This is a genomic window from Salinibacter sp. (assembly GCF_042218895.1).
Lineage (GTDB): Bacteria > Bacteroidota > Rhodothermia > Rhodothermales > Salinibacteraceae > Salinibacter.
The window spans coordinates 1-23,332 of sequence record NZ_JBDGQQ010000086.1; the positions used below are offsets into that span (position 1 = coordinate 1).

Sequence of the window (23,332 nt, forward strand, 5' to 3'; positions counted from 1 at the left end):
GGCCGGTGTCCTCGAGGGTCAGGTCCGCGACGACCTCGATCATGCCGGCGACCGATTCCTCGGGGGACAATCGTGCATCGGATCCGCCCATATCGGTCCGTACCCAGCCGGGATGCAGGGCCACAGCGATGACGCCATCGTCTCGAAGAGCAGCGGCCTGCAGGCGCGTGCACATGTTGAGGGCCGCCTTGCTGGCGCGGTAGCTGTGCCAGGTGTCGCTCTGGGTGTTGGCAATGGACCCGAGTTGGGACGTGAGGTTGACGACCGTTGCGCGTCCGTCCGCGGCGCCGTCTCGGAGCAGATCCGCAAAGGCCTTCGTCATCAGGTGCGGCCCGGCGGCGTTCACCCGGAAGACGTCCATCATCGTCTCCGGATCGACGCCCTCGAACCGGTCCTGCTGCCCGCCTCCGTTGATGCCGGCATTGTTGACGAGAAGCTCCAGCGCGCCGGTCTCCGTTCGAACCCGCTTGGCCGCGGCTCGAATGGCGCCGGGCTCGGCCACGTCGAGGGCAAAAATTTCTACTGTGTCGGGGTGAGCGGCGGCGCACTCCCGCAGATGTGTTGCCTCTTCCGGCTGTCGACAGGTGGCAAAGAGGCGATCTGCTCGCTCAGCCAGCTGGCAGACCCATTCGAGACCGAGTCCTCGATTGGCACCGGTAATGAGTGCAGACGATGCAACAGTAGCCATTCCTGGAGGTCGTCACTTCAAATACGGGATCGAGACTATGCCAGATAGCGCGGTGCCCTCGACCAGATGGGTCTTTCACCGTTCGTGACCAGGCGTCGGGGAGATCCGCATCTACGAATCTTGACGTCGATCGGCTGGCTGGATCTGTTCTCCGGGCGGTCGGGTGGGGACTTCGACATCGTCCCAGTCCCCCTGCAATGTTGGTCGATCACAGGAACGTATTTCCTTATCCTCGATCTCGTCTCTCCGTTTCCCCTCCTCTCCTCCGACCTCGCCGGTCCTCAGAGCTCGTACTGCACCCCCAGGTGAACGCCATAGCGGCCCAGTTCCAGTAGTCCCTCCTCCTCAAAGAGAAGAGAGAAATCTCCGCGGACCCCCGCTCCCACGCCGAGGTGACTCGTGATCGGAATCTGCACGCTTGCGCCCGCCTCGACGGTGGAATATTGAACCCATCGCTTCTCGTCACCGCCCGTGCCTTCCCTCGTCCGACGCAGCAGGTGCGGAGCGAATCCGACGAAAGCGCTTACCGGTCCGCGTCGGGGAAAAACCCCAACGCGAAGTCCCGTCGCGAGGTCGAGATACGTCTGCCAACCCTGCAAACACGGACCTGTGATGCAGATAATTGGGTGGGGTGCTAGTTGCTCGTAGGAAAGACCGCCGTACAGGGCCAGTCCGAAGGGCGTCTCTCCGAGGCATACCCTCGATTGGACCTCGACGTAGGGCGCCAGTCCGCCGGTGTTTTCACTTACCGTCTGCACGGCCCCCGTGCGAACCGCGACAGTGGGACGACTGAAGAAGGGGATCTGCTGCGCCGTCGCCGCGATCGGCATCGCGAGTAGCCCGACGACAACAGCGAGAAGGGGAAGGAAACGTTTCATGAAGGCTTCTCGGAGATGGTCGGCAGAGCGACGCAAGAGACTCGCAGTTGTACTACACGCGTCGAGACCGCAGTGCACCACTCTGATCCCGCCCCTTCTGTATTTCACATCATTATCATAAGTCTAGTTCCGAAGAGGAATCTGCGCCTCAGTCCTCGGCGTCCGGAATTGCCACCCGTCGGAACCGTTCAATCTCCCGTTGCAAGCGCTCCCGCATCGGTTCCAGACGGGGATCGTCGTGGTGGGTCGAGGCCTCCAGGACGGCCCGATGAAACCAGTGCTGCTCGTCCGGCCCGGCACTGAGAGCCGCGAAAATATCTTCGCCTGCCTCCAGGCTCTGGGTGATCGACCAGAGGTTGTGGATCTTGTCGGCCAGACTGATGGCCGCCGCCTCTGGGCTTCCCGAGCGGATGCCCTCTAGGTAGTCTTCTTTTCGGACCCGCCAGGGCCGCATCTGTCCGTCGTCGTCGAGCTTCCGCTCCGACACCTGTGCCACGAGCCTTGCGACCTCCGCCCCCACGGCGTCGCGGAGCTGCTTGCGCCGCAGGCGCTGCCCATGCTGGTTCATGTCCTCGATGGCGTCGTGGAGGTACGCAGCGGCCACGGTGATCTCGCCCCACCCGGCCCGGCGCACGATCGAGGCCACCGCAGCCAGGTGCGCGATGACGGGAATCTGGATTTCCTCCCCCCTGGGGACCTCGAACGCCGGGTCGCGCCATGCGCCCTTCCGGTAGGTGCCGTCGTGCCACTGTGCCGACAGCTCGATGGCGTGCTCGATGAGGGGGCTGAATAGTGTGTTCGGATCCGACGCGTCGTCCATGAGCATTCATCGGTCCTGTCTGTGGCGATTGCAAACCCTCAGGACGCCCCTCCCTTACGTCTATGCTACCGACCTTCTACCGTCCCTCGTCCTCTACAGCTCCACCACCTGATGCGTGGAGGTGTCGGTATGGAGCGCGTGCCGCAAGTCGTCGAGCAGGTCGACGCTGTACTTGTTCAGGTAGTAGAGCACGTTGATCCGCCGCTCCTGGAGCGTCCCATTCGGGCGTAGATTGATGTGCGCCTTCTCAAGCTGCGCCCGCACCTCGTCGTGCTGCCGCTTTTCGGCGCGGACCACCTTCTGCTTCAGCGTCTCCATCTCGTCGACGATGGCCGCGCGCGTCGCCTCGGCCGAGGAACCGAGCGTCCGGTCGACCGCCTCCACCTCGGGCTTCAGGGCGTTGATGGTCTGATGGAGCTGGGGCATCGCCTCCGAGAAGACCGCGTCGATGTCGACCTCCATCGTCTCCATGACGACTTCCTGGAAGAGTGCGTCCAGATCGGTTCCGAAGTCGGCAACCGAGCGGTCGTACTTGTCAAGCACCTTCTGCACCTTGCTCTCAACCAGGGAGACGCTTGCCCGCGGGTGGATGAGCGGCATGTCGAGACCGGCCCAGTCGTACACGTCCCCGTACTGGGCGAAGTAAGAGACCTCCCCGGGCCCCGCCACGTACGCTGCCGTGGGCAGGAGATGGTCCTGCATAAGGGGCCGCAGGACGACGTTGGGGCTGAAGCGCTCGGGCTCAGCGTCGAGGCAGTCGAGCAGCTCGGCCCGCGAAAACGTGCGGTCGGTGCCGCGAAGCTGGAAGGCGTCGTCGCCCAAATCGATCGCCCGGCGGCTGTCGTCCCCGAGCCAGAAGAGATTGGTGGGGTGGGCCGTGATCTGCGCGTGGTATCCTTGCTCGCGGAGGGCCTGACTGGTGGCGTCGATCCGGGTGGCGGGCGTCTGCGGATCCTCCAGCTCGCGGCGGAAGAGGGGGCGGCTCAGGGCCTTCAGGCGCGCGTCGTCCGGGTTGATGAAGACGAGCCCTTCGTCCTCGAACAGCGAGCGCATCAGCTGCGCAAACGCGTCCTCGATTCGGGTGCCGGGCTGATACGCCGCCCGCACGCGCTCCATGACCGCCGGCTTGAAGTCGGACGACGGCAGGGCCTCGTCGAGGCGGTCGAGCACGTCGTTGATCGCGTCGGTGAGGACGAGCCGCCCAACGGCCCCCGGGTTGTCGTCCACGTCCGGATCGTAGCTGAGCGACACGACCTCGTTGCGGTGCAGGACGTGTGCCGTGGAAATCTCCTCGAAGTCGTGGTCCTCCCCCTCGACCCAGAAGACCGGAACCACCGTCCGCCCTGTCTGCTCGGCCCACTCCTCCGCCAGTTGGAGCGTGGTGATGGTCTTGTAGACGGTATAGAGCGGTCCTGTGAAGAGGCCCACCTGCTGCCCCGTCACGACGGCGATGCTTTCCGGGTCTCGCAGGGCCTCGATGTGGGAGCGGGTCGCTGCGTCGAGGCCCCAGCGCTCGTTCTGATCAAGGAGCACGTCGGCCAATGTGTCGCGATCCGAGGGACGCTGGGCGGCTTCTCGCGCCGCCTTCCGGCGGGCTGTCGTGTCCTGCCAGTCCCCCGCGTAAAAATCCGCCACGGCTCCAAAGCTCGAGCAGTAGTCGACGAAGAGGGCCGGAAATGCCCCAAGGTCAGCAAGCGACGCGGGGCGAACGGCGGTGCGAGCAGGGGGCGACATGCAATCGCAAAGATCTGAGGGGAAATCGCGAGAGGCAAAGTGGCCTTCGCGGGCGTTCCAGGGACGAGTCCGAAGGCCGAGAGCAGGGGGATAATGAAAAAGCGAAGCCCCGAGTATATGCCTCAGGGCTTCGCTAAGCTCGATAGTATCGAGCAGACCATTCAGTTCTGATTCTGCTGCTGCTCCTGCTCTAGCCGCTTGATTTCGTCGCGTAGTTCGGCCGCACGCTCGTAATTCTCTTCCTCGACGGCCTCCTCCAGCTTCTTCTGCATCTGTTCGAGCTGAGTGCCGCCCTCCTCTTCTTCCCCCTCGGATGTTTCCTCGGCCTGCTGGGCGAGGGAGGAGATGTCGGACTCGTCTTCGGCGACGATGCCCGCCTCATCCAGGACTACGGGCGCGACGTAGATGGGGGCGTCCACCCGGACGGCAAGGGCCACGGCATCACTGGGCCGGGAGTCGAGCTGGTGCTCTTCTCCGTTGTGGCGATAGCGCACCTTGGCGAAGAACGTGCCCTCTCGAAGCTCGTCGATGATCACCTCAGTGACCTCGACATCCACCGCCTCAAACGTGTCTCGCAGCAGGTCATGCGTCATCGGGCGCGGGGGCTGAATCTTCTCCAGCTCCAGCGCGATCGCCTGGGCTTCGAACGCCCCGATAATGATCGGCAGGCGGCGATTTCCTTCGACTTCGCCCAGCACGAGGGCGTACGCTCCTCCGCTGGATGGGCTCGTGGAAAGACCAATGATGTCTACCCGAGTAAAGTCCATCGCAATCTCAGTGGTTCAAGAAAAGCATCCGACCCGTGAACAGAGAGCAGCAACGCCTCATCACTTCGGCTGTTCAGAAGGGAGAGTTTCTCCTCTACGCCGCGGGATCTGGGGGTAATTCGTGAAGCGACTTTTCCAACGCAGCCAGGAATGCGTTGTTCTCTGTCTCGGTCCCCGCGCTGACGCGCAAATAGCCCTCCAGCTCCGGGTACCCCCCCATGTTGCGGACGAGGACGCCACGGTCGGCCAGGCGGTCCTGGAGCGCGTCGGCCGGGACTGGGGTCGTGAAGATCACAAAGTTTGCCTGGGACGGCACCACCTCGACCCCGTCCATGGCCTGGAGTGCCTCAGTGATCGTCTCGATCGACGCCTGCATCCGGCGGACGCGCTCCTCGACGCGGTCGATTCGCCGGAGCACGGCGAGGGCCGTTTGCTCCGCGAAGCGGTCCACCATGAACGGAAGGCGGGCCTTCATGAGCTCGCGGACAACCTCTGGGTGGGCGATGAGGTAACCGAGCCGCACGCCCGCCAGGCCGAAGCCCTTCGACAGGGTACGGAGAATGAGAACGTTCGGGTGCCGGTCGAGCAGCTCGATGGCGGTGCCCTCCGGATTGAACTCGACGTAGGCCTCGTCGACCACCACGAGGCCCGAACTCGCCGTCACCACCCGCTCGATCTCGTCGAGCGTCATGGCGAGGCCGGTCGGGTTGTTGGGCGTAGTCAGGACCGTGAGGACGGCCTCGGTCTCCGCTGCGGCCGCCGCAAGCGCCTCGGCGTCGAACCGGAAGTTGTCGCGGGGCGGTACGGTTGTCAAGTCGGTCTCCTGAAGGCGCATCACTTTCTCGTAGAGCGAAAACATCGGCCGGGGCAGGACCACGGGATCGCCCGGATCGAGGAAGGCGAGGCCGAAGGTGTACGTAATCTCGTTGGATCCGTTGCCCACGAGGATGCACTCCGGGTCGACACCGTCGTACTCGGCGAGTGCGTGGCGCAACTCTTCAGGCTGCTCGGTCGGATACCGGTTCATCTCGACCTGCGCATACGCGCTGAGGAGCTCCTCCTTCATCTCCTCGGACAGGTCGAACGGGCTCTCGTTCTGGTTGAGCTTTACGTCGATGCCACTCGGCATGTCGACGGTGTACTCGCTCCGCTCCCGCACGGCAGGCCGGATGTGCTGGAGCACGTCGTCGATCGGGGTCGGAGCAGTGTCGACAGCCATGGGCCTGAGCGATTGTCCCACGAAGAATGCGGAGTATGGGAGATGAAAAGATACCGTCGCGGCACCACAATGTCCCCGACATTACGATTTTTTCGAACCTGCGTGGCGCTTCGTTTTGTGGTCAAGGCGTGCGCGGATGGCCTCGGCGTGGGCGTGCAACCCCTCCGCCTCGGCGAGCGTCGTGATTTTCGATCCCGTCTTGCGCAGCCGGTCCTCGGTGTAGGAGAGAACCGACTGGGTGCGCACGAAGTCGTCCACCCCGAGCGCAGAGGCGTGGCGGGCCGTACCGCCGGTGGGCAGCACGTGGTTGGGGCCGGCAAAATAGTCGCCCACCGGCTCCGACGAGTGCTCGCCCAGGAAGATGGCGCCTGCGTGGCGGACGCGCGTCATGGTCTGCCACGGGTCGCGTGTGTGGATCTCCAGGTGCTCCACGGCGAGCTCGTTCATCAGGTCCACCGCCGCGTTCATCGTGTCGGGGACGATACACGCACCGTAGTCGGTCAGGGCCTGCTCGATGACATCAGCCCGCGGGAGCTCGGGCACCATCTGCTCGACATGGGCCTGCACGGACTCAGCCAGCGGGCGGTGAGGCGTAATGAGGATCGCGGAGGCGCGCTCGTCGTGCTCGGCCTGCGAGAGGAGGTCGGCGGCCACATATTCGGGATTGGCCGTAGCGTCGGCCAGGACGCCGATCTCGCTGGGCCCGGCCACTGAGTCGATGCCCACGCGGCCGAATACTTTTTTCTTCGCCGCGGCCACGTACGCGTTGCCCGGCCCCACGATCGTGTCGACCGCCGGCACCGTGTCGGTGCCGTACGCGAGCGCTCCCACGGCCTGCGCGCCTCCGACGGCGTAGATGTGCTCCAGCCCAAGGACGGCGGCGGTGGCGAGCACAAGCGGATGGGGCCGCCCGTCCTCCTGCGGGGGCGAGACGAGGTGAATCTCCTCGACGCCCGCCACCTGCGCGGGGATCGCGTTCATGAGCAGGCTGGACGGGTAGAAGGCCGTGCCGCCCGGCACGTAGAGGCCGGCCCGCTCCATCGGCACCACGCGCTGTCCCAGCACCACGCCGTCCCCGTCCTCCGTGAACCACGACTCGCGCACCTGCTTCTGGTGGAACCGGCGGATGTTGGCCGCGGCGTCTTTGATCGCGTCCCGGAGGTCGTCGTCGAGTGCGTGGGGCGCCCCGTCGAGCGCGTCCGTCGGCACCTTCACTGGATCGGGCCGCACGCCGTCGAACCTCTCCGTCAGATCGAGCAGTGCCGCGTCCCCCTCTACACGGATCCGCTGCAGGATGTCGTCGACCGTGGCGTCGACCTCGTCGCTGAAGGTACCCCCGCGGCTCATGATGGCGTCGAGGCGGGCCGTGTCGTCGGGGGTAATGACGGGAATCATCGCGTGCGGACATCTGAACGAGCCGGAGACCTCGAAGTGAACAGGTACATCTATTTTCGAGCCGGGGGAATGTTTTCGGGGAGGAGGTTGGAAGGTTGGAATATCCCCGGCCCAAGGGTAGAGGATGCTAGAGGTCAGAAGGGAAAAGCTGAAAATCGAGACAGCCACGGATGCCCAGCTATGGTCTGCGTTGTCCTCTACCTACCCCTCCGCCACCCGCACAATCCCCTGCACGAGCTCCATCAAGTCCTCGCGCATGCGTTCGCTCACGTCGAGCACCTCGTCGTGGTCGAGCGCGCCGGACGCCAGCCCCGCCGCCGGATTGGTGATCGTGGACAGGCCGAGCACCGTCATTCCCAGCCGGTGCGCCTGCAGAACTTCCGGCACCGTGCTCATCCCCACCGCGTCGGCCCCCAAGCGGTCCAGGGCCCGGATCTCCGCCTTCGTCTCGTAGCTGGGCCCCAGCGTCCAGGCGTAGGTTCCGCGTCGCGCGTCGAGTCCCAGGTCGAGCGCCACCTGCTCGGCCCGGGTGGTCCACGCCGGGTCGTAGAACGGGCCGCGCGCCCCGTCGCCGCCTGCCAGCCGCCGGGCCGGCATGGCCCCCGATCCCACCCCCGGACTGGCAAAGGCCATGTTCAGGTGGCCCGTGATGAACATGAGCGTGCCCGGATCGAAGGTGCGGTCGATCCCGCCAGCCGAGTTGGTGACGAGCATCCGGTCGGCCCCCAGCGCGTGCACGAGCCGCACCGGCATCGCGACCTGCTGCACGGGATAGCCCTCGTAGAGATGTACCCGCCCCTGCACGAAGACCACCCGGGTGTCCTCCAGCACACCGAAGACGAGCCGTCCGTGATGGCCCTCCACGGTCGATTCCGGGTAGTCCGGAATGTCGGCGGCCGGAACGACTGTTGTGTCACGCGCGACATCGGCCAGTTGCCCCAGCCCGGAGCCTAAGATGAGGGCCATGTCGGGCGTCCACCCAATGTGCTGCCGCACCGCCGCCCCTGCGACATCGAGGTCTTCCTCGTCGTACACGGTCGGGTCGGAGCGTGCGGGTACAGTCGTTGGATCGGTCATGGGATGATGGAAGCGAATTGGGCTGCGGGAGCGCGTGGACGATGCCCGTGAAGACGATCCCTCGATCCTCAGGGACGCCTGCGTCGCGCGCCATCGGTGATGAACGGATGTCGGACGCTCCACCCGGAAACAGGGCAGTGGGCCCGGCGGTCACGGGCCGCCCCCGCCCTGCTCCAGTTCGTCGAGGATGGGGTAGATCGTGTCGGACGTGAAACCGCGACGCCGGAGATAGCGATACATTTTCTGCTTGCGGCGGCGGGGATCGTCTTCTCCGGCCACGCGGGGCCATCGCTTCTTGGCGTGCGTCCAGGCCGCCGCCGTCGCGTCTTTTTCGGCGAAGAGCTCCTCGACCGCTGTCTCGGCGAGGTGCCGATCCACCCCTCGTTTTGTCAGTTCCCGCCGGATCCGGATCGGTCCATACTTTTTGCTCGAGAAGCGGTTGCGCGCGTAGTCGTGGGCGTAGGCCTCGTCGTCGAGATAGTCGAGCTCGTACAGGCGCGCAATGACGTCGTCGATCACGAAAGACGGAACGTCCCGCTGACGGAGCTTCTGGCGCACCTCCTGCTCTGTGCGCGGCTTGTGCGCGAGGTAGTCGAGGGCCTTCTGCTTGGCACGCACGTACTGGTCGTCTGCCTCAATGTCCCGCTGCTCGTCTGGGGTAAGGGTTCGGCCCACTCGCAGGTCGTGCTTCACCACGAGGTCCTCGTGGATCCCAAATGCAAACTCGCCGTCGAGGAAGACGGAGATCCGGTTGTCATTGTGAACCTGGGACTCAAGGCTCGTGATGGTTCCCGTGGCCGCGTCCTCTTGCATTTGCATCTGTGGGCCTACGTGGCGGACATCGAGCCTGGTTTTTACGCCCCGTCCGTCTCCTGGATTCTTTGGGTTCGGACCGCCAGCGCAGTCTATGGGGAGCGACACCGCTCGGCCCCAGGCGCAACGGGACGCTGCACGGAATCGATCGCCACCGCTGTGGCCACGCCAAGCCCTCCCTGAACGTTTGAGACGGGTTCGCGGCGCTCCGGATCGTCGCGGCTCCGGGCGAATTCGGCGAAGGCAGTGTCCCCTCGCGTGAGGGTGGCGGTAAGCGTGTGACGGGGGAAGGCCGACGTGCTGTCCTCCACAGGCACCGCGTACACCCCCTCCCACCGCCGCGTTCCGTTGCGGACGCGAAATCGGTCCTCGCGCCGCACCTCGACGGGCTCCAGAAAGACGTTCACGACGCGAGACGAGGACTCGGTGGTATCGGGACTGAGTTGGGGCCGCACCCAGTGGGTCGTGTCCTCTCCCAGGACGAGCCGGTCTGAGGGCCAGCGCAGCGATACGTTGACCGGGTAGATATATCCCTGCTTGGCGGGGATGCTGAGCGAATCACGGCGCAGGGAGTCGAGGAGGACGGCCCGAACAGGGTCCGGAGCCACCTCGATGCACGCCTCACTCAGCTCAATGGGGGGAGGAGTTACACCGTGGGCCCGCGCTTCTTCCCCCTGCCACCGCGCACGGAGCCGCCACGAAACGCGAGGGGGCACCGCCCCCCCCTCCTTCGACACCGGCTCGTACCGTCCGGGACGCTGTCCGTCTTCCTCATACGATATTGTTTTGCCGTCGAGGACGAGTTCAACCGTCGCCCCGACCGCTGCGTGGGCTCGGCGATTGCCGGGCTGCCTCAGGGGGCGGATCTGCCGTAGCGTAATCGTCGGCAGGGGACGACCTGTTTCCACGAAGGCCTCCACCACCAGCGACTGTCGCTTGGCGGGACTGACGAGGTCGCACCCCCATGGCGCTAGAAATAGCCCCGTCGCGAGAAGGGCCCCACCGATGGCCCGAAGAATGTGATGGCTCGCGCAGTCTTGCATCGGGTTCGGATGCGTCGCGGATGAGGCAAATACGGCGTTTGAAGTCGAGAGGCAGTCTGCACAGGGTTACGGACACGTGCGGTCCGCCCATCGCACCTCCTGATGGGGACAGTCCTTACAGTTCCATCTTTAGCTCTAGCAGTGGGAGAATCGGAAATCCACGCTGGCGGTCCACGTTCACCCCGGTGCTCGTAGGGCGGTACGTCTGGCTCAGCACATTGTCCTGATTCAGGGCGTTGAACACGTCCACCGTGGCCGTCCAGTTGGCGGAGAGCAGTTGGAATTTGTAGCCAACACTGAGGTCGACGCGGAAGTAGGGAGGCAGCCGGCCGTTGTTGATCTGAGGCCGATAGAGGTACGTCATCGGGTCTTCCTCCACGGGGTCGCCCAGGCGGTACCGGGCCACCGGCACCGTGGTCGGATACCCGCTGCGCAGCTCCGTGGCCGCCGATACGTTCCAGTTCCTTCCTTGCCAACTGAGGGTGCCGCGCACGGATAGCGGCACATCCAGATCGGAGGGTCGCCAGCGGAACCCCGAGCGGGAGGGTGCACGCACGAACGTCCGCCCAACGCTCGCCCCGAGGCGCGCGTCCCACCTTCCCCGTTCGAAGCGCGTGCTCAACTCAAGGCCGAAGGCGCGCTTGCCGCCTTCCGTGTACTGCCCGAGCAGCGCTCCTACCTCGATCCCTGGTCCTTCGATGCCGTCCTTTTCCTGGAACGCGTCGGTGGGCACAAGGAAGCGGCGTACCCCTCGGGCGTATGCATTGAGCTCGACGGTCCATCCCGGACGCAACCGGGCCTGCGCCCCGAGTCCGAGGTGCCCACCTGTCGCCGGCTGCACGCGCTCACTAGACGGGATCCACCGACTCGACACGAGGTCGTAGGCCAGCGAGTATCGATCGCGGAGACGCTGCAGGTACTGCACGTGAACGCCGGCGCTGCCCCGAAGGATGAGTTGGGGATGTACGATGTACTGCGCACTCAGCTGAGGAGCGGCGCGCACGTGATTTCCCCCGCTGAAGTAGCTGGTACGTACGCCTGTCCTCAGTGTCCACTGGGGCGTAGGGGTCCACGTATCCTGCAGGTATCCGACCACCTTGGCCGCCCCCACCCGACTTTCCTGATACCGGCGAGTGAGCGCTCCGCTCGACCGTTGCAGTTCACTGTCGAGCATGCTTTCGAACTGAAGGGTGGACACCTCCAGTCCCCCCTCCAACTCATGGCTCACTGAATGATGGTAGTCGACATCCACCTTGAGCCCGGTGTCGTGGAGCCGGACGCGGTAGTCGGACGACAGGGAGGCCGTCGTCGTCGGCTGTACAAACGAGGCCTCCTGTGCCCGGTATCCCGAGTAGTAGGCCGTGGTTTTGACGAAGATGTCGCTCCCGGCCAGGTACCGATGCTGAGCGCTAAGCACCCGATTGTCCCAGTTCTGGGACACCTCAAACAAAAGGTCGGCCGGACGGAGCCACGAGGAGAAGTCCAGCGAGAGATCGAAAGGGAGGCGGAGATCAAGGTCGTCCCGGCCGTGGTAGTAGCTAAGGGAGAGACGGTGGCCTTCACTGAACTGGTGCGTGAGCTTTGCGCTCGTGTCGAAGAAATAGTACCCCGTGCGCAGGGTATCCTGCCGGCCACCGGGCCCAGTCACAGTGTGGCGGCGCCCAATGATTTTGTCCAGATAGGAGCGCCGTCCGGATAGCATGAACGATGTCGACGAGGTCAGGGGCGTTTCGATCCGGAACCGTCCGCTAAGCACACTGAGGGCCGCAACGGCCTTGGGCGTGCGGCGCTCCCCGTTCTTCATGTGCGCGTCGAGCACGGCCGAGAGGCGCCCTCCGTGCTCCACCGGAAAGCTTCCACGGTAGAGCTTTGTCGAGCGGAGCGTCCCGGTCTGGAACGTCGAGATCAGACTGAAGGCGTGCCACGGATGGTAGACCGGCGCCCCGTCGAGAAGGTAGAGGTTCTGGTCGGGATCGCCTCCTCGAATGCTGAGTCCTCCGCTGATGACCCCAGACTTTCGAATTCCGGGCTTCCACTGCAGGGCTCGAAACAGGTCCTGCTCCCCGAGGGACGGGAGCTGGCTAATCCGGTCCAGAGCGACCGACATTGTTCCCGGAAACCGCGCGTCCTCGTCCGTACTGGTCGACCCTGCCTCCACGACGATCTCTTCCGACTCGACGGTGGATCTCCCCAGCGAGAGGCGTGCCGGGTCTCCCCCAACCGTGAGCATTGTATCCACGGACTGGTACCCGACGTACGAGACCCGAACCTCGTAGGTCTTGGGGGGGAGATCGGGGAGAACGAAGTAGCCGTCCTGGTTCGTAGTGGTTCCAACCCCCAGCTTCGTAAGATACACATTGGCACCGGGCAGCCGCCCCCCAGTCTCCGTGTCTAGCACGTACCCGGTGAGCGATGCGCGGGGCTCTTTGCGGCCTTTCTGCCCCGAAGATCCTGGGACGAGCACATACTGGCCGCGGCGTACCTGCGTGGCCTGCACGCCCGTGCCCTCGAGCACACAGTCGAGCGCAGCCTCCCGGTCGGCCCCCTCGTAGGTACACGTGGCCGTCCGGCCCTCTACGAGACGATTGGCGTAGACGAGGTCCAGGTCGGCCTGTGCGCGGACCTCTGCCAGAGCGGTCTCAAGGGGAACGTCTGTCACCCGAAGTTCGATGGGGGCTTGCGCGTGCGCCCCAGTCTTTGCAATCCCCACCGCGGCAAGTCCAATGAGGAGCCCAAGCAAAAAGCGCGGCACGAATCTTCGCTGTTGGCGACCAAAGCACTCGTCTACGGGTACCCTACTCCCAGCCCGCGCCTTCGTTCAGCCGGAAGAAAAAGTTCAGAACGTGCGTGCTCGATAAGAAGCCACAGGTGCCGTGCAGGCATCATTTTTGGCGCATCTTCCAGCGACTCGCCTCGCGCCGGCGGAAAATCACCACTCAGGACCGCCCGCATTAGCAGATCGTGACCAGTCGGGAGCCTACAACACCGACCAGCACGCATCAGCAGGCCTGCCCTGGGCTCGATTCAGCCCGCCCGAGCGAGAACCGGTGAGGGAGAGTTGATCGACCGTCGAAACCAGTGGCGGGCCTACGAGCCGGAGTTGGGGGTTGGCCACACTGCCGGTCGGGCCGTCGGGGTCGTGACCAGGGGCTACGACGAGGGTTCGAGCCGATAGGTGTCCCCCTTCGTCTGCAGATTGGCCCCAAGCGTGCGGGCGAGGGCCGTGAGGACCTCGGAGACGGGCTGCTCACGTTCGAAGGTCCCCGTTACGGGTTCATCTGCCAGCGCCGGAGCGACGGAAATCGACACGTCGTAGTGCCGGCTCAGTCTTTGGGCGATGGTTTTGACCGGCATGGATCGGAAGACGAAGAGCCCGGTCCAGTCCAGTGTGGCGGTCAAATCGACAGGCTCTGGGGATAACGGTGGCCGTCCGCGCGGCACTTGGCTGCGCTCCCCAGGTGCCAGCACGACGGCATCTTTTCCGGTCTCACTGGCGGATCCGACCTGGACAGCCCCTTCCACGAGGACCACACGAGTGGTGTCGGGCTCGGCTGTCACGCCAAACTGCGTGCCGAGAACCGTGGCCGTGGCTGTTGGGGTATTCACGATGAAAGAGGCGCTGTCGCGGGGCGTCACGTCGAAGTAAGCCCGGCCCCGTTTGAGGGTTACGCGACGGGGACCGTTCGTGCGTTCCTCGGAGGGGTACAGCAGTGTAGCCGCCCCCGAAAGGCGTGCGGTTGATCCGTCCTCGAACGTGACGACACGCTGCTCACCGGCCGCCACCGTTACCTTCGTCCGAGACGACTCGCCGGGGCCGTAGAAGATCGCCAGGACCGCAGCCCCAATGAGGAGGGCCGCAGCGGTGAGCCGCCCGGCCCAGCGGCGCAGGGTTCTGTTCTCCTGCGACCGGGACGGCCGTCGCGGGGCCCGTTCCTTCCGCTCGGCGGTGGGAGGCTGTCGCTCCGCAGCGGTCGTTCGCTCGACGGCATCATCCCAGTGCTGGTCCCAGACCGTCTCGAAGTCGGCCCGTTCATCCTGGATGCGTTCGATGACCTGAGCGAGGGCCGGAATGGCCTCTACTGCATTCGCAATGTCGTCGCGCGCCGCGTCGAGGGCCTCCTTCTCGTCGGCCGTGAGGGCGTTGTCGTATCCCTCCTGCTCAAGTGCGTAGAGGACGAGGAGCTGACGGTCGGGGAGGTGCTCCTGAAGCCGATGCCGGATCCGACGTCGAGCCCGCGTCCACCGGGCCCATCCCTCAGCCAGCTCTGGGTTGCTTTCGAGCCGCTCCCGCAGCTCCGCTTCCTGATCCGGGGAGAGATTCTCCTCAAGGAGGAGATTGAATATATCGTCCATGACCCTGCAAAGTCGTGCGTGTCGGCGACGAGGATCGACTCCGAGGCCGTTCGTATCAAGACGGCATTGATCGTGGTCGGGTGATACACGGGATGAGCCGCCGTCTCAGCGGAGAAAGTAACACTGGGGGTTCGTTCGGGCTCACCCGAAGAACCAGACGAGAATCAACAGGGCACTCAGCGCCTCCTTCATGGTTTCGAACGCGCGCTTTACCTGCATCTTTACGGCCGCCTCCGTGGTGTCGAGCATCTGCGCGATCTCGCGGTAGAGATACCCGTACTCTCGAAGCTCCATGATCCGCCGCGCCTTGGGGGTGAGAGCGTCCAGTGCCTTCTCCACGTCCACCTGGGCACTCCGGTCCTCCGGCTCCGTGGTTCTGCCCGGAGGAAGCTCAGGGTCACGCAGGCTCTCTTTCATGTCGTAGCGTCCCCGGTAGTAGTCCTGCAATTCGAACAGGGCCGCCTTCATGGCGAAGGACTTCAGACTGCCCGGCTTCTCAAGGTCATCGAAACTCTCGTGGACGCGGACGAGCGTGTTCTGCACGAGATCGTCTACGTCCGTCTCGGCCCCGATGCGCTTGATGAAGTACCCCCGCAGCACAGGCTCCAGACGACGAAGCAGGTCGTTTCGAACTTGATCGTCTCCGTCCTGCGCCTGGCGGACGCGGTTTGGATCAAAGGCAGGCTCAGGCATGGAAGTCAACCACCGTTTCGGCGAACGTGCGACAATGTGGAGCCGGGACCGTTCCTGTCTCGTCGACGTGATTGCGCGGGTCGGCTGTGAACCGATGCTCCTCTGTTCCGTACGAAAGAAAGTGTTGGGTCGTTACACGGAGCCCTGCCGGAAGGAGCCATGACGCACGGACATCCCTCACCTGTCGCGAGTGCACCCGGCCTCCCCGGTCTCCGTCACAGTCCCGCTCGCAACGGTCCCGGAATAGCGGAGCGCCCTTCGCTGTTCCGGGCCCTCTTGACCGCGAAATAAGCTCTCCCATCAATTCTCTGTACGGCCATGAGTTTGTACGATTTGCACGACGCGAAACTGAACGGAATGGAAGGGGAAGGGTTCGCCTACTCCGAGAAAACAGTCTACGGCAAGGCATACAAGGGGGTCTTCTTTGGCGAGGACGGCGAGGAGATCGAAAGCCTCGTCGACGAGGACGAAGATGCGACGTTCGAGGGCATCCTGTACGATCGAAGCCGGGAGCGCGAGAAGAGCTTCTCGGTGGACGTGACCGATATGGTGAGCACGCCCTCAGGCGAGCGGGCCGACTTTGTGGCCACGGAGAAGCCGTAGCCTCCTTCTTGTTCCCCCTGCGCGTCGCGTCCGTCGACGTGCCCCCCGATGATTCGGCGTGATCGAAGCTGTGTCGCTCAGTCCCGCCGACCTGTTTGCTCCGTCCTCAGGGCTCACAGATAATTCTCTCACGCGGCACGACTTGGGCCGAACCGTGGGCGGAATCCGTACCGCACGCTTTGGTCAGTTGTCGGCTCCGTGCCGGAAGTCGTACATGAGGCCAATCTCAGGAGTCTGCTGTACTACGTCGAATCCGCCGTAGAGGAGGAATTTTCCGAAGTTGCCCACGATTCCTGCCGAGAAGGTCGGCTCTACGTCGTTGCCGTTGTCCGGATTGATCTGTACCCCGAGCCCCACTGCGGGCTGGACGCGAGACGTGAAGACGTCGTAGAACCCAAGGGCCCCGAGACTGAGCTTCTGGTTGGACCTGTTCTCGATAACGGCTGCATTAACAGCCGCCTGCACCTGCACCCCTCCTTTCGGGCGCGTGTAGCCCGACGCGAGTCCGATGGGCGTGTCGCCCCGGCCGTAGAGCCCGACGGTGCCCCCGGCGAACGCGATGAGGCCGACGGCCGCGGCGGCGGCGAGGGCGGGCGTGCGGAGATCTGTTTCGTCGTCTTCGTCCTCGTCGTCCCCTTCCTCCGACGATTCATCCCCGCCGTCGGCGCGCCCTCTCTCGCCCCTGTCCTCGTTCTCGCCCGAGGCGTCCCCCCGGTCGGCACCGCGGGAACGGTCCGTTCCCTCCTCGGGAGTGCGGCCGACCGTTTCTCCGCGGGGACGCTCTGTTCTCGACTCATCGCCGCCCTCCGCCTCGTCGCCGACGTAGTACGGATTGGGGGCCACTCGCCAGCCGATACGGATGCGAGTGTCGGGGGCGTAGATGCTGGGCTCGCGGGACGATTCTTCCCGGCGCCGGCGAGCATCCGGGGACTGTTCCTCGCGTCGCTCCGCCCCAGCGGCCGAGAAGCCCATCCGCTCGACGACGAGCGGGTTGAGCGAGATGCCTTCCGACAGGAGTCGACGGGCCCGGTCGGCCGAGGTGTTGAGGAAAACGCGGTCGTGGGACACGGTCACGTTGAAGGCAAAGCGGTCCGGTGCCGCCCGGAGCGCCATGCTGTCCACCCCGATGATCATCTCGGTCTTCTTCTCTCCGTCGACCCGCACGTCGGCCCGAAACTCGACGTTTGTCATGCGGATGTCGCGCGGCCTCTCGCGCCACGGGACCACCTCTCCTTCGTACAGCACCCGCTCGGCGGGCCGCCAGCTGAGCACGAACGACCATCGCGACGTAGAGTCGGTGACGGCATAGCGGTAGTCGAGGGCCAGCGAGTCGATGCGCGGCAGCAGGTACGGGGCCTTCGCCCCCATGTCGTCGAGCAGTTTGGGCAGGGAGCGGGGCCACCCTTCGAGCGTGGACGTGCCCTCTCGCTCACTGGGGGGCGCCTGCGCGTGTCCTGTGGCGGAGATGCCAAACAGCAGCACGCCAAGGAGTAGGAAAAGACGGGAGCCAGACATCAGGGGGCCTCACAGATGTAATTCAGTGCAGAAAATTTGCCCGGGAGACAGGGGGTTGAGGCCGCAGTGAGCCCCGAAATCGTCACAGGATTGATTCGCTCGCAGCGACTGGCCCTCAACGGAAGCGGCTACGTGTGCGATCGGATTTCGCTCAGGAAGATCTCCCCATAGCGGTTCAGCTTTACGTCTCCCACACCGTGAAGCTCTCGGAAGGCGCTCCGGGTTTGCGGCCGGTGCTCCACCATGGCCCGCAGCGTTTTGTCGGTGAACACGACGTACGGCGGCACCTCCTGGTCCCTAGCGAGCTGTGTGCGCCGTTCGCGGAGGGCCTCAAACAGCGCCCGATCGGGCCCCTGCTCGGGAAGGGCGTCCCGGTCGGTCGTCTTCGCTGAGTCGGACGACCGCGGCCCGGTCTCCGCCCGGCCCTCGTCCCGAAACTCGACCGTTTCGCGCCCGCGGAGGACGGGACGACACGCCTCCGTGAGGGTCAGGCTTCCGTAGCCGGTCACGTCGACCCGCACCATGCCTTTCGCGACGAGCTGCCGGATGATCGTGCGCCACTCTGTCTGGGATCGATCAGCCCCGACGCCGAAGGTGGAGAGGGCATCGTGCCCGTGACGTTGAACCTTGTCGGTCTTGCGGCCCCGGAGCACGTCGGTAATGTGGCTGCTGCCAAAGCGCTGGTCGGTGCGAACGATGCAGGAGAGGGCTTTCTGCGCCGCCACGGTGCCATCCCACGTGTCGGGGGGCTGCAGGCAGTTGTCGCAGTTGCCGCAGGCGTCCCCGTCCATGGTTTCGCCGAAGTAGTTCAGGAGCACCTTGCGGCGGCAGTCCACCGTCTCGCAGTAGCCACGCAGGGCGTTCAGCTTGTGGCGCTGCGTCCAGCGGTGGTCCTCGTTCTCGGCGGAGTCGTCGATGAGGCGGCGCATGCGGGCCACGTCGGCGGCCCGGTAGGCCATCCAGGCGGTGGCCGGGCGCCCATCGCGGCCGGCGCGGCCGGTTTCCTGATGGTAGGCCTCTAGCGTCTTCGGTACGTCGAGGTGCGCTACGAAGCGCACGTCGGGCTTGTCGATGCCCATCCCGAACGCGACGGTGGCGACCACGACGAGGCCGTCCTCACGCTGAAATCGCGCCTGATGCTCGTCGCGGGTAGCGTCGTCGAGACCCGCATGGTAGGGGAGGGCTCGGTGCCCGTGGTCGTTGAGCCACGTCGCGGTCTTCTCCACATCCGCTCGCGTGAGGCAGTACACGATGCCGCTCTCGCCGGGGTGCTCCCGGTCGATGAAGCGGCCGAGCTGAGGGCGCGGGGCGTCGGCTTTCGGCGTCACGACGTACCGAATGTTGGGGCGGTCGAAGCCGGCAATCACCCGCGCCTCATCCGCCATGCCTAGGCGGTCGAGGACGGCTCGCTGCGTGGGGGGATCGGCCGTGGCGGTAACCGCCACACACGGCACCGACGCGAAGGCCTGTCGCCACTCCGCGAGCTCCAGGTACTCAGGCCGAAAATCGTGTCCCCATCGCGAGATGCAGTGCGCCTCGTCGATGGCAAGGAGGGCCGGATTTGCTCGTTCGAGAAGATCGACGAACGACGACCGCGTGGCCCGCTCGGGAGCGACGTAGCAGAGATCGAGCTCGCCGCGGGCCATCTTCTCCCGCACGGTCCGGCGCTGGTCGCGCCCGAGGCTCGAGTTGAGCATGGCCGCCTGCACGCCGCGCTGGCGGAGGGCATCGACCTGATCCCGCATCAGTGAGATGAGGGGGGACACGACGATTCCGCACCCGGGCCGCACGAGAGCAGGGAGTTGGTAGCAGACGGACTTCCCCCCGCCGGTGGGCATGACGAGGAAGGCATCCCGCCCCTGCACCACCCGCTGAACGACAGATTCCTGGTACGGCCGAAATGCCTCGAACCCGAAGACGGACTGCAGGACATGGGTCGGGTTGGCACCGGTGACGTCCATCGGAGCAAGCGAACTGAGTGCTGTCTGGATGAGGACCTGTCGTGTACACTGAGATTCGGGAGGATCGATTCAACCGGTCGTCTGGGCCCGACTCCGCCACAAAAACCGGGAGCGATCCTCCAGGGACAAACCGGAGGATCGCCCTCCAGCGGAAGTGGCGCAGGTCCCGCTCTCGGCTGCGGCTGTGGTTGATTCTGCCTCCCGACGGTCCGATCTTTTCGGCGAAGCCTTTTCTCTTCGATCCACGCCGTCAACCCCGCTCCTGATCGGAACAGCCGACCGACGCTGCCCCCTTCCCGCACACGCTCTCACTCGGGCCCACCCGTCATGTCTGAGCACATTTCCGACGCGCAGGGACGAGGCATGGACGATCCTAGCTTCGACCCGCGCGACATCATTACGCCCCATGCCTTCGAGGTGGACGAGTCTCTTTTGAACATCCCATTGGCGGCCCCGTGGCGACGACTCGTGGCGCTACTGCTCGATTTGGCCATCGCGGGCCTCATCGCCAACGTCGCCGGAGGGCTTGTGGGAATCGCGGTGGCCTACATCTTCTACCGCGTTGCCACCCGTACCGAGCTCGACACCCGGTGGAAACGATGGGGCCGCGGGGTTCTCGTGGCAGTCGGAGCGGCAATTCTCTTCGGCCTCTTTCCTTTGTGCAGAACGTTGAGGAGTGGGGGGTGACCGGTCCCTCTCTCAGTGCTCTCCTTCCGGGCACGAGCCCCGACACGACGGCCGTGGCGGGCCCCTCCGACGGTCCCGACGAGGCGGATTCTGTGGAAGCGCTAGAGGACGTGCCTTCGGGAGCGCCGGAGGACGCTGGGATGCCCACCGACAGTCTTTCCGAGCGTGAAGCCAGGCTTCTGCGACGCTACGTCCAAGCCCGCGTGGCTCGCGACTCCGCAGTCCTCGACACCCTCACTAAGCCGGCTCAGATGATCGTGGCAGGCCCCCGCATCGAGGCGCTCACGGCTCGGTCCGAGGCCTTCGAAGACCGGAACGACGAGCTCGAAGAAAAGGTCGAAGAGCTTCGCGCACAGGTACAATCTCCGAGTCTATGGCGGATGGGCCGGGCCATGATTAATGACCTCGACTTTACCCTCGGATGGGTAGGTCTGTACTTCACGCTGTTTCTGGCCCTCTGGAATGGACGGACGCCGGGGAAGTACCTGCTCGGCATTCGCGTGGTGCGCCTCAACGGCGAGCCACTCAGGCTGTGGTTTGCCTTCGAGCGGTTTGGGGGGTACGCCGCGGGCATCGCCACGGGCCTACTCGGCTTCGCCCAGCTCTACTGGGACCCCAACCGACAGGCCATCCACGATCGCGTCGCCCGCACCGTCGTTATCAGCACTCGTTCTTCTTAGCGCTAGCCTTTCCCGTTCGCTCGCAGCTCCACAGGGCGCACCCTGCAACGCAGTCATGCCCGAAACGCATGCGGCAGCACCCTAAGCGAATCGCTTTCCGCCCAGCACGAATCTCGCGGGACTCCCCCTCAACGCGACGCGGGAATAGTGAGGATCGGTCCTATCCCCAGATTCGGGGCACGTCCATCCGCACGTCGATGAGCAGCACCTCGCTTTCGTCCACGAACGCGAAGTAGAGCTCGGTGGGATCTGTGAAGCCCGCGCCGTCGCCCGTCCGGAGCGTGACGCCGCCTACGGAGACGGTTCCGTCCACGACCTGCACCCACGCGCCCCGGCCCGGCGGCAGGGCATGGGACGGCCGGTCGTCCGGGGCGAAGAGTCCAGCATACACGAAGGCATCCGTGTGGACCGGCATGGTGTCCCCGCGTCCGTCCGGGGAGACGTACGTGTGAAACTGGCCCCGCCGCGCCTCGACGGAGGGCTTTCGCTCGTGGTAGGCAAAGCTCGTGTCGTCCCGGTCCGGGATGAACCACATCTGGTAGTGCGCCTCGGGTTCAGTCCGCGGGTTTGTCTCCTGATGGACCATGCCGCGCCGCCCGGCGCTGATGAGTTGCATCTCGCCGGGGCCGATGTCGGCTTCGTGGCCGTTGCCGTCGCGATGCCGGAGGGTGCCCTCGGTCACGTAGCTCACGATTTCGGCGTGGCGGTGCGGGTGCTCGGAGAACCCTTCGTTCGGGTCGATCCGGCTCTCGATGAGCACCCGGAGCGGCCCGAAGCGCATCCAGTCGGGATCATAGTAGTCGGCGAAGGAGAACGTCATCCGATTGACCGACCAGCCGAGATCCTGCACGCCGCGCTCGTCGCTACGGCGAATGCGGGGCGCGGACTCGGTGGTTTGTGGAGACGAATCAGTCATGGGACCGTGTGGGCGTTTTGGGAGGGGGCGTTGCAGAGCGACGGTTGTGTGTCGGATCGGGAGTGGTTGGCCCCTGCACGACCGGTGGAGAGGAGGGTGGGACGAAAGCGGCAGAGGCCCATCCACCCGAGGAGGAGCAGGCCGAGACTCCCCGCGAGCAGGGCGCCGCCAATGAACGGCGCGGCGCCGCCGGGGCCCACCAGGGCGGGCGCGGTAAGCACGGGCGCGGAGAAGCGGCCCAGGTTGCGGAGCGTACTGAGCCCGCCGAGTGCGCGGCCCCGAACCCGTTCCGGCACCGCCTCCCCCACGCCGTCGGTGAGGGAGGGCACGAGCAGGCCCATGCCGCCGCCCGCCAGGAGCAGGCCGCCGAGCACGACGCCCGCGGACGCCGCCGCCGCAATCACGCCGAACCCCGCGGCGAAGACGGCGAACACGAGCGCCAGGGTGCCCCACGCCCCGAGCCGACCCCGGACCCGCTCGTACGCGAACGAAGCCGTCGCCCCGGTCACCGTCCCCGCCGACAGGATCACGCCGATCCAGAAGCCGGACGTCAGCCCCATCGCCCGCAAGTAGTACGGCAGTTCCACGCGGATGAGGTTGAACACCGCCAGCCCCAGGAACGCGAGGCCGTAGAGAAGCCCGACGCGGCCCCACGGCACGGTGGCAGTGTCGGGCGCAGACTCGGACGCATCGTCGGACGCGGCGTCGGGGTCCGGCTCTGGAAGGCCGTAGAGTGCGGGTCCGGCGAGCACCAGACCAAAGCCATACGCCACAAACGGCGCCCGCCACGACAGGTCTGTGAGGAGGCCGCCCAGGAGGGTGTAGATCATTGCCGCGAGGGCCATCACGGCCGCCTGCCCGCCCAGGATTTTGCTCTGGGCCTCATCGTAGTAGTCCACGATCAGCGTCGTGGTGACGGTACCGAGGCCGCCGGCGGCAAGGCCGAGTGCGGCCCGTGAGACCGTGATGGCCGGGAGGGAGCCGAGCAGGCCGCCCACGCTCCCGCTTCCCCCAAACAGGAGCAGCGATGCGAGCAGCACCGGTCGTCGGCCCGTCCAGTCGATCGCGAGCCCGGCGAGCGGCGCCCCGACGGCGACGAAAAGGGCGGGCGTGGTGAGGGCCCACCGCGCCCACCTCTGTGCGCTCGCCCCGCCCCCGAACGCTGATTTGAGAGTGGGCAGGGCGGGCGATAGCACCGCGCCTGTCATGACCGGAAGTGTGCTGATCGCCAGTAGCACCAAAAGGCGGAGGCGGTGGGTCATATCGACCGTTTGGGACTTTGTCGTTCGCGGCTGCTCTTTGCGTGTGGGAGTTCGGGCGTGTTTGCGTGCAGGCGTTTTCTCCGTCGCCCCCGGATGTCGGGACGGCCTCTCGCAGCACTCTGCGCTGCCGCTACGCCGCCGGAGTTGCTTCTCGCGCCTCGTTCGGGGCTCGTAGTCGGGCGGCCACGCGGGTCACGCGCTCGCCCAGCGACCGGGCCGTCTCGACCT

Annotated in this window: 20 protein-coding genes; 3 read left to right on the forward strand and 17 right to left on the reverse strand. The window is 65.4% G+C overall.

Annotated elements, in window-relative coordinates; translation table 11 throughout:
* The 13 genes from ABEL04_RS07880 to ABEL04_RS07940 form a co-directional block, all read right to left on the reverse strand.
* Positions 1-688: SDR family oxidoreductase (locus ABEL04_RS07880; protein ID WP_375801839.1), on the reverse strand; the 688-nt coding region annotated here is incomplete at its 3' end.
* A gap of 281 nt (positions 689-969) precedes the next feature.
* Positions 970-1,566, reverse strand: a complete 597-nt coding sequence (locus ABEL04_RS07885) for a hypothetical protein (RefSeq protein WP_375801840.1) — start codon at positions 1,564-1,566, stop codon at positions 970-972.
* Between the two features lie 148 nt (positions 1,567-1,714).
* Complete coding sequence (locus ABEL04_RS07890; RefSeq protein ID WP_375801841.1) at positions 1,715-2,392, reverse strand: HD domain-containing protein; 678 nt, start codon at positions 2,390-2,392, stop codon at positions 1,715-1,717.
* Positions 2,393-2,479: 87 nt separating this feature from the next.
* Positions 2,480-4,120, reverse strand: a complete 1,641-nt coding sequence (gene bshC, locus ABEL04_RS07895; protein ID WP_375801842.1) for a bacillithiol biosynthesis cysteine-adding enzyme BshC — start codon at positions 4,118-4,120, stop codon at positions 2,480-2,482.
* A gap of 161 nt (positions 4,121-4,281) precedes the next feature.
* Entirely contained in the window at positions 4,282-4,887 is a 606-nt protein-coding gene (locus ABEL04_RS07900) for a bifunctional nuclease family protein (RefSeq protein WP_375801843.1), read from the reverse strand.
* A 94-nt stretch (positions 4,888-4,981) separates the two neighbouring features.
* Entirely contained in the window at positions 4,982-6,106 is a 1,125-nt protein-coding gene (gene hisC / locus ABEL04_RS07905; RefSeq protein ID WP_375801844.1) for a histidinol-phosphate transaminase, read from the reverse strand.
* A gap of 81 nt (positions 6,107-6,187) precedes the next feature.
* A complete protein-coding gene (gene hisD / locus ABEL04_RS07910) occupies positions 6,188-7,453 on the reverse strand; it encodes a histidinol dehydrogenase (RefSeq protein WP_375801858.1) in 1,266 nt (421 codons plus the stop codon).
* A 249-nt stretch (positions 7,454-7,702) separates the two neighbouring features.
* Positions 7,703-8,578, reverse strand: coding sequence for a purine-nucleoside phosphorylase (locus ABEL04_RS07915; protein ID WP_375801845.1), 876 nt, complete (start codon positions 8,576-8,578; stop codon positions 7,703-7,705).
* A 150-nt stretch (positions 8,579-8,728) separates the two neighbouring features.
* Positions 8,729-9,397: a RecX family transcriptional regulator gene (locus ABEL04_RS07920; RefSeq protein WP_375801846.1), complete on the reverse strand. Its 669-nt coding sequence runs from the start codon at positions 9,395-9,397 to the stop codon at positions 8,729-8,731.
* 86 nt (positions 9,398-9,483) lie between these two features.
* Complete coding sequence (locus ABEL04_RS07925) at positions 9,484-10,434, reverse strand: hypothetical protein (RefSeq protein ID WP_375801847.1); 951 nt, start codon at positions 10,432-10,434, stop codon at positions 9,484-9,486.
* Between the two features lie 115 nt (positions 10,435-10,549).
* Entirely contained in the window at positions 10,550-13,186 is a 2,637-nt protein-coding gene (locus ABEL04_RS07930; protein WP_375801848.1) for a TonB-dependent receptor domain-containing protein, read from the reverse strand.
* Between the two features lie 398 nt (positions 13,187-13,584).
* On the reverse strand, positions 13,585-14,787 hold the full coding sequence (locus tag ABEL04_RS07935) for a FecR family protein (protein ID WP_375801849.1): 1,203 nt from the start codon (positions 14,785-14,787) through the stop codon (positions 13,585-13,587).
* A gap of 141 nt (positions 14,788-14,928) precedes the next feature.
* Positions 14,929-15,480: an RNA polymerase sigma factor gene (locus ABEL04_RS07940; protein ID WP_375801850.1), complete on the reverse strand. Its 552-nt coding sequence runs from the start codon at positions 15,478-15,480 to the stop codon at positions 14,929-14,931.
* Between the two features lie 318 nt (positions 15,481-15,798).
* Here ABEL04_RS07940 and ABEL04_RS07945 point away from each other — a divergent pair, with 318 nt between their 5' ends.
* Positions 15,799-16,083 (forward strand): hypothetical protein, encoded by a 285-nt coding sequence (locus ABEL04_RS07945; protein ID WP_375801851.1) that lies wholly within the window; start codon positions 15,799-15,801, stop codon positions 16,081-16,083.
* A 183-nt stretch (positions 16,084-16,266) separates the two neighbouring features.
* On the opposite strand, the gene ABEL04_RS07950 is transcribed toward ABEL04_RS07945, so the two are convergent.
* Complete coding sequence (locus ABEL04_RS07950) at positions 16,267-17,598, reverse strand: hypothetical protein (RefSeq protein ID WP_375801852.1); 1,332 nt, start codon at positions 17,596-17,598, stop codon at positions 16,267-16,269.
* Between the two features lie 128 nt (positions 17,599-17,726).
* Positions 17,727-19,559: a DNA helicase RecQ gene (gene recQ, locus ABEL04_RS07955; RefSeq protein WP_375801853.1), complete on the reverse strand. Its 1,833-nt coding sequence runs from the start codon at positions 19,557-19,559 to the stop codon at positions 17,727-17,729.
* 327 nt (positions 19,560-19,886) lie between these two features.
* On the opposite strand from recQ, the gene ABEL04_RS07960 reads away from it, so the two are divergent.
* Positions 19,887-20,246, forward strand: coding sequence for a hypothetical protein (locus ABEL04_RS07960; protein ID WP_375801854.1), 360 nt, complete (start codon positions 19,887-19,889; stop codon positions 20,244-20,246).
* Positions 20,243-20,926 carry an RDD family protein gene (locus ABEL04_RS07965; RefSeq protein WP_375801855.1) on the forward strand — a complete coding sequence of 228 codons (684 nt, stop codon included), beginning with the start codon at positions 20,243-20,245 and terminating at the stop codon, positions 20,924-20,926. Before ABEL04_RS07960 ends, ABEL04_RS07965 begins: the two co-directional genes overlap by 4 nt.
* Positions 20,927-21,086: 160 nt before the next feature.
* On the opposite strand, the gene ABEL04_RS07970 is transcribed toward ABEL04_RS07965, so the two are convergent.
* Both ABEL04_RS07970 and ABEL04_RS07975 read right to left on the reverse strand, forming a co-directional pair.
* Positions 21,087-21,842, reverse strand: a complete 756-nt coding sequence (locus tag ABEL04_RS07970; protein ID WP_375801856.1) for a pirin family protein — start codon at positions 21,840-21,842, stop codon at positions 21,087-21,089.
* A complete protein-coding gene (locus ABEL04_RS07975; RefSeq protein ID WP_375801857.1) occupies positions 21,839-23,104 on the reverse strand; it encodes an MFS transporter in 1,266 nt (421 codons plus the stop codon). The genes ABEL04_RS07970 and ABEL04_RS07975 overlap by 4 nt, the downstream gene beginning before the upstream one ends.
* Positions 23,105-23,332: the final 228 nt, after the last annotated feature.